The 7,317-nt window shown below is 43.5% G+C and carries 6 protein-coding genes; all 6 read right to left on the bottom strand.

Annotated elements, in window-relative coordinates; translation table 11 throughout:
- Positions 1-149 precede the first annotated feature (149 nt).
- The 6 genes from DW650_RS13780 to DW650_RS13755 all read right to left on the bottom strand — a co-directional run bounded on the left by DW650_RS13780 (position 150) and on the right by DW650_RS13755 (position 7,312).
- A complete protein-coding gene (locus DW650_RS13780; protein ID WP_118210240.1) occupies positions 150-1,202 on the bottom strand; it encodes an ABC transporter substrate-binding protein in 1,053 nt (350 codons plus the stop codon).
- A 55-nt stretch (positions 1,203-1,257) separates the two neighbouring features.
- Complete coding sequence (locus DW650_RS13775; RefSeq protein WP_117922642.1) at positions 1,258-2,115, bottom strand: ABC transporter permease; 858 nt, start codon at positions 2,113-2,115, stop codon at positions 1,258-1,260.
- A complete protein-coding gene (locus tag DW650_RS13770) occupies positions 2,096-2,869 on the bottom strand; it encodes an ABC transporter ATP-binding protein (RefSeq protein ID WP_118210237.1) in 774 nt (257 codons plus the stop codon). Before DW650_RS13770 ends, DW650_RS13775 begins: the two co-directional genes overlap by 20 nt.
- A 132-nt stretch (positions 2,870-3,001) precedes the next feature.
- On the bottom strand, positions 3,002-3,877 hold the full coding sequence (locus DW650_RS13765) for a magnesium transporter CorA family protein (RefSeq protein WP_118210236.1): 876 nt from the start codon (positions 3,875-3,877) through the stop codon (positions 3,002-3,004).
- A 3-nt stretch (positions 3,878-3,880) separates the two neighbouring features.
- A complete protein-coding gene (locus DW650_RS13760; RefSeq protein WP_199654278.1) occupies positions 3,881-4,483 on the bottom strand; it encodes a cytidylate kinase-like family protein in 603 nt (200 codons plus the stop codon).
- Between the two features lie 75 nt (positions 4,484-4,558).
- Positions 4,559-7,312, bottom strand: coding sequence for an ABC transporter permease (locus tag DW650_RS13755; protein ID WP_243102965.1), 2,754 nt, complete (start codon positions 7,310-7,312; stop codon positions 4,559-4,561).
- Between the last annotated feature and the right edge of the window lie 5 nt (positions 7,313-7,317).

Here is a 7,317-nt window from a genome sequence, read left to right as displayed (position 1 = left end):
AAATCAGGCATACTTAGACTTTCTTATTTTCGGACAACGGAACAAAACACTCCCGGCTTAATGCAATTTGCCAATCGTAAACCCCCGTAACCACCCTACACAGGGAAACTCATGTCACTCACAAACCAGCATTTGTCAGATAACTAATTTCAATCCGTATTGTTCTGTGCATTGTAAACGAACTGCATATCCACCAGTTCTTCATACTGGTAAGTCCCCTGATATACATCCGATGCAATGGATACTTCCATATCATTTTTTACTGCTTCCTGCGTGATCACACCATCCATGCTCCAAAGTTCATCTGCATAGGCGCGGTCGATCACGGCTTCTATATCTTCTGGCGGTGTGGTCGGAAATTCTTTTTCTGCAGCCCGGACTGCGATCTCCTTATCCTGCGCCGCAGTCAGAGATTTTAACATCGCATTCACAAAGTGCTGTACTGTTTCCGGATCATTGCTGATTGTCGATTCCGCTACACTTAAAACAGAGTAAGCATAATCTCCTAAATCTGTAAACTGGTAAAATGCATCTGTCCATACCCCCTGCTTCATCCCATCTACAATCTGGGGTTCTGCTGCCCAGGAAATATCTGCCTGACCGCTCTGCACCACAGCAACGGAAGTTGACATGTCTGCCGGCTCTACCATCACAACATCACGATCCGGATCAAGTCCGAGTGAAAGCAAAAGATAGCGCACGCATAAATTTGGGCTGCCGCCAAATCTGCCGGAATTGATCTTCTTGCCTTTGAAATATTGTGCAAGTTCTTCATCCGTATTTCCAGTATATTCTTCACCGACTGCTGCACACAGGTACACATTTGCACGGTTTACACAGTTGCAGACGGCAATTACCGGGTCAGGGCAGTTTCCGGATGCATTCGGGATCGCATTCGAATCCACTCCACCGATCACGCCCCATGCATCCCCGCTCATCACAGATGTCACATGCGAGCCGCCCGTAGCCTGTATCACCTCCACATCAAGTCCTTCCTCCTCAAAAAATCCCTCCTGCTGCCCAACATAAAGTGGAAGATACCCGATCGAATGTAACGGCTCTGCGATCACAATCTTCTTTAGCGCCTCACTCTCCTGCCCTGCCTTATCATCACCGCAGGCTGTCGCCAATAGCACGGCAGCAAATAAAACGCATCCAAAACAACTAAACCATTTCCTTTTTAATATTTTTCTTGTTAACATCTCTGCCTGTTTTCTCTTTTTCATATAATATGGCTTTACGTGCCAAAAGGTGTCTTTACGCCTTACGGTAAATGGCAAGATGTTCCGTCATCCATTTTTCCAGTTCCACCACCGCAAGGTACATTACCATTGCAAGCAGTGACAGCACGATCACCCCAACCCACACTAATGTAGTATCTAAAATAGTGCCCGCATAGATGACCATTCTTCCAAGTCCATGCCCAGATGCGATAAATTCCCCGACGATCGCACCTGCGAGCGCCAAAGAAATATTGATCCGGAGGCTCCCAAGCATCCAGGGAAGCACTGCCGGAACCACAACTTTACCAAAAACCTGCCACCTGGTGGCACCAAGTGAATAAAGCAAAGTTTCCATCGACTCATCCACATTTTCGACGCCGCTGACTGTCGCAAGCGCACATGATATTACTGTCATTAAAAATGCCAGGATTACTTTGGATGAAAAACCGATACCAAACAGCACGATTAAAATTGGTGCAAGTGCCAGCTTTGGCACTGCATTAAACATCACAAGATACGGTTCAAAAATTTTTGCAAATGTCTTTGACCACCAGAATGACAATCCTAACACTGCGCCGCCTAACGTTCCTGCCAGAAAACCACCGATCGTAGACATAGATGTAAAATAGATGTCATATGCAAGATTTTTTTCTTTCCACTGAACGATCGCTGTCCGTACGATCAATGAAGGAGAACTCCAGTAATAATCATCGATCCATCCACACATAGCACTCACTTCCCAAAGGATTAAAATTGCAATTCCAAATAAAATCCTTCCTGTCCGGATGCCTTTTTTCTGTTTTTTCTGCCTTAATTTTTCCTTTCCGTCTGACTGCATTGCCCCAACGGATTTCGGCTCATAATAATATGCTTCATACGCCTTTTTTTCCATCAGACATTCCTCCTGTCAAATGCTGTTTTAAATCCCAGAAATCAGCTTCCAGCATATCTTCCTGCTTTCTTGGACGTTTTAAGTTAACATTGATTTTTTCTTTTACGTAACCAGGCCGTTCCGAAAAAACATAAATGATATCCGACAGATAAATTGCCTCATCGATATCATGCGTCACAAATAAGACTGTTTTATGAAAATCTTCCCAGATCTCTAACAGCCAGTTTTGCATGGACTGTCTTGTCTGCGCATCCAGTGCGCCAAACGGCTCATCTAACAAAATGATCTCCCGGTCATACAAAAGCGTGCGAAGAAGTGCTGCTCTCTGCCTCATTCCACCGGACAGTTCGCACGGATAATTTTTTTCAAATCCCAAAAGTCCATACTTTTCCATCAGGGGCAGTGCCTGTTTTCTCGCTTCCCTCTTCGGCACACCCTTGATTTCAAGTCCCAAAATAATATTGTCGATGATCGTACGCCACGGAAGAAGCATATCTTTTTGCAGCATATAACCAACATAGCCCTTTTCCCCTAAAATGCTTTTCCCGCCGATCGTAATATCTCCCGATGTCGGTGGCAGAAGTCCTGCCACAATGTTAAACAGCGTCGACTTTCCACACCCGCTCGGCCCAATGATCGAAACGAATTTCCCATGTGGTATGGAAAGGTCTATCGGTCGTAATATCTGACGCATTTCCCCATTATTATAAAAGCATTTTGTAATGCCTGAAATTTTTATATCTTCATAAGCCATAACAGCAGCTTCTCTAACTCATTCTTATTGTAATATATTCATATATCCGGCACTTTGACATATAAAAATCCGGAAACAGAGGATCATCCCCCATTTCCGGATCACACACAAATTCTCTTAAAATATTTTCTCTTAAAGCATTTTCTTTTTCTTAAAATATACGATCTCACCTGCAATGATAAATATACTGGCAATGATCACAACCGGATATGCATACTTCCATCGGAACTCCGGCATATTGGGGAAATTCATTCCGTACCATCCTGCGATCAATGTCAAAGGAAGAAAGATCGTTGTGACAACCGTCAGGATACTCATGACTTTATTCTGCTGAACATCGATCAATGACTGGTATAACTCACGGATCTGTACCAGATACTCTCTCAAAAGTTCTACATGGTCATGCAGACGTTCCACACGGTTTGCATAGAGCTGCCAGAGTGACTGCTCCTTATCTGTCAGTATCTGTCCAAAATCACTCTGCATGGCATCTGCCAGATTTACAAGCTGCTCGTAATAAGCATGATACGCCGAAAAGCGTTTCCGGTACCGGAGTATGATCTCATAAAAATGTTCCGGAATCTTTTTTAACAGTTCTTCCTCGATCGAAGCTAATTTTTCTTCCTGCTGCTGCAGATAGATCACATCATCCTCGATCAGCATTTCAAAGATCATGACAAGAAGCTGATTCATACTTATTTCTTCCGGTATGACTTTTTCCAGTTTTCCCAGACATGTCTTTAAAAAACTGCCATCCTCGATCAGTAACAGTTCATCGCCCCTCAGATAAAATCCAAATACAATATAAGTTATTTCACCTTTTAATACGCGCGGTATCTTCATTGTCCCAAACAGACAGTCTCCATAATTTTCCGCCTTACAATACTGCACCGGATTCATACTGCGGTAAAGATTCCGCTTGTGAGGATATTGCCCCTCTAGCTCCTTAAATTCTGCTGTTGACATCAGACAGATTTTTTTTTCACTGTTTAAATGATATTCCTGCATGTTTTATTTTACCAGTTTTGCGATCACCTTCACCAGCGCTTCAATATCAGCACCGGACGTATTGATACACAGGTCATAATTTAATTTGTCCCCCCAGGTCTGTCCGGTAAAAAACTGATAATATTTCGAACGTTTTTTATCCACATCCTGAATATGACGTCTTAACTCTTTATCCGTAAAATGTTCCTGCTCCGGTGCACGTTTTCTGCAGCGTTCCATACGCGATTCTATGTCTGCATAAATAAACAGACGCAGCGGATCTTTATCACGCAGGATATAGTCTGCACTTCTTCCGACAATTACGCAGTCTGATTTTTCTGCAAGTTCCTGCACCAAAAGGCTCTGCTCCCTGTAAACCGCATTGTTCTGCTCCATCACCGGGTCCACGCCCATATAAAAAGTTCTTCCGATCGTGATCGGCATCAGCGTGGAAGGACTGTTTTCCATTACATGCTGTACATAACCTTCTGCAAGTTTTGTCCGCTTCGCAATCTCTGTAATGATCTCATTATCATAATAGGCGATTCCCAGTTCATCCGAAAGTCTCTTTCCAACCTCACGTCCGCCACTGCCAAATTCACGCCCGATCGTTATAATTTTTCCCATATGTATCATCTCCTGATTCGTCATTTTTTATAAATAGACTATAACACTTTCCCACATTAACGTCCAACTCTATTTTTAATCAACGCTCTTTAAAGATTCCGTCATACTGATCGCATCGATCTTCTTTCGCATCAGGCGGTCCACAAACCAGGTAAATACCATGGTCAGCACCAGACTGTATAAAAAGCTGATCTGTTTTACATGCACATCAAAAGACACCATATCCACAACGATCTGGCTCATGACAAACCGGTGCAGAAATATGCCAAGCACAAGTCCTACAAGTGCGCCAAGAAATGTAAGGATCGTGTTTTCCCGGAAAACATATGCTGCTGTCTCATTCTCATAAAAACCAAGCACCTCGATCGTTGCGATCTCACGCACACGCTCTGTAATATTAATATTCGTCAGGTTATATAAAACAATAAATGCAAGTCCCGCTGCACACAGAATGATGACAGCAACGATCAGATCCATACTGCTCATCATACTTGAAAAACGTTCCATATCATCCTGTGAAATATTTACCGCTGCCACATCCGCCATCGCCATTAACGCTGTTCCAAGTAAATGCGCATCTGTACCCTCGGAAACAGACACAAATGCCGTCTTATATTCCGGTTCTGCTTTCATCTGTTCCGCGTAAGTATCTGCCGACAGATACACATAATTATATACAAAATTCTCACAGACACCGCTTACCGTCACCTTAAGCGTTTTCATATCGGAATCCTGCAGTGTCACGGTATCCCCTGTCTTTATTCCAAGTTCATCTGCCACTTTCGCTGAAATAACCGTCTCTCCCTTTTGTGGAAATGCGATCGGCTCCTTTTTTTCCGTATGTAAGTTGATAAACGGCGTTATATCCGAATCCGGATCTGCCATAATAAGGCTGACAGATTTCGTCTTTTCCTCACCGACTAAATCCATGCTCTTTTCTGCCACAAACACAAAGTTTTTTACACCGTCTTTTTCTTTATTTTCCAGTTCATCTTTCTGTTTCTGTGCAACAGACGATGAATAGGTAATCCCGATATCATAAGTCTGTATCTGCGTATACTGCTGCGTTATGATCCCCGTCACGGAATCACGTACCCCGAATCCGGTTACTAAAAGTGCACTGCATCCGCTGATCCCCACGACCATCATAAAAAATCTTTTTTTATACCGGAAAATGTTCCGCATTGACACTTTCTGCAGAAACTTAAGCCTCTTCCAGATAAACGGCAGATATTCGAGAAATACACGTTTTCCGGCTTTCGGTGTCTTCGGACGCATCAGTTCTGCCGCAACCTCCGTCAGTTCCCGCCGGACAGATACAAATGTTGTGCCAACAGAGCAAATAAGCGATACGGTCACGGAAATGACTGCTAATTTCCAGTCAAACACATACACTAACGACTCCATCTTATAGAGCATGCCATACGCATACCAGATTACTTTCGGAAACATTACAGTTCCAAGCGCAAATCCAGCCACGCAGCCGGTCAGTGCTGCCGATCCGGAATAAAACATATATTTTGCCATGATCGTATGCTCACTGTAACCTAATGCCTTTAAAACACCGATCTGCGTCCGCTGTTCTTCCACCATACGGTTCATCGTTGTCACACAGACTAGCGCTGCTACCAGGAAGAAGAAAATCGGAAACACATCCGCAACTCCGTCGACGATACCGGAATCACTTTCAAAACATACATAACCAACATTCGTATCACGCCCAAGCACATAGGTATCCGGCTCTTTTAATTCCTGCAGCGTCTTTTCCCCATCGCTGATCTTTTTTTCAGCTTTTTCTATCTCTTTATTGTAAGTCGAAAGCCCGTCCTCATATTCCTTTTTCCCATCCTCATACTGCTTCTTTGCATTGGATAATTCCGCTTCTTTTTCTGCGATCTGTGTTTTGGATTCTTCTAACTGTTTTTTTGCATTTGCAAGCTGCTTTTCGCCGTCTTCGATCTGGCTTTTCGCATCGTCTAATTGTATTTTCGCATCGTCAAGCTGACTCTTCGTCTCTTCTTTTTTCTCTGCAAGCTGTTTTTTTCCATCCAAAAGTTTCGTCTCTGCTTCCGAACGTACCGTCTGATAGCGTTCTGCTGCAAGATCCTCTGCCAGTGTTTCCCACGCATCCTGTTTCTGGTTTATGTAAGCATCATATTCTTCGCTGTACAGTGGAAAATCGCTGTCAAATTTCACATAGACTTCCGTATAATAATCATCCGCAAATCCTTCTGGCAAAAGATAGGCAAATCCGCTTACCCTGCCATTGCCAAGCGATGTGCTTCCACGCTCAAACTGCGAATACAATGGTGACTGCACAATTCCGGTAATCTTGTACTCCCTGCTCGAAAAATGTTCCAGATCATCCGTATCATTGTTCCCGGAAAGTTTGATCGTTTTTCCGATCATGGATGCATCATAAAGATTGGAATCCACCACACATTCCGATGCATTTTCCGGCAATTTTCCATCCACGAGCACCAGACGGTTGACATTCTCCGTGATGCTGTGCATTTTTATGACACGCTCTTTCCCACCGCTCTCACAGATAATATCAAACGTGACTGCTCCTTCTGCTGCCCTTACATCTTTTTGCTTTTGTATCGTTTCCACTTCGTCCTCTGAAAAACCGACCGTAGAGATCAGGCGGTAATCATAAAGAGATGTCTTATCAAAATAACGCTGTGCCGTTTCTAACATTGCAGGCTGTGTTACCTTAAGTCCCGCAAAAAATCCCACTCCCAATGCAACGATAGCAAGGATGGCTAAAAATCTGCCAAGGCTTTCTCTAATTTCCCTGAATGTTGATTTCCATATCATTGATCTCATAACCA

The organism is Roseburia sp. AM23-20, assembly GCF_003470905.1.
GTDB classification, from domain to species: Bacteria; Bacillota; Clostridia; order Lachnospirales; family Lachnospiraceae; genus Roseburia; species Roseburia rectibacter.
The sequence above is the reverse complement of the archived record's forward strand: the minus strand, read 5'-3'. Positions and strand labels throughout refer to the sequence as shown.

Coding starts and splice junctions, on each gene's coding strand:
- DW650_RS13760 (WP_199654278.1), bottom strand. CDS start 4,483: ATGGGAAAAATTATAACGATCGGGCGTGAATTTGGCAGTGGCGGACGT.
- DW650_RS13780 (WP_118210240.1), bottom strand. CDS start 1,202: ATGTTAACAAGAAAAATATTAAAAAGGAAATGGTTTAGTTGTTTTGGA.
- DW650_RS13765 (WP_118210236.1), bottom strand. CDS start 3,877: ATGCAGGAATATCATTTAAACAGTGAAAAAAAAATCTGTCTGATGTCA.
- DW650_RS13755 (WP_243102965.1), bottom strand. CDS start 7,312: ATGAGATCAATGATATGGAAATCAACATTCAGGGAAATTAGAGAAAGC.
- DW650_RS13770 (WP_118210237.1), bottom strand. CDS start 2,869: ATGGCTTATGAAGATATAAAAATTTCAGGCATTACAAAATGCTTTTAT.
- DW650_RS13775 (WP_117922642.1), bottom strand. CDS start 2,115: ATGGAAAAAAAGGCGTATGAAGCATATTATTATGAGCCGAAATCCGTT.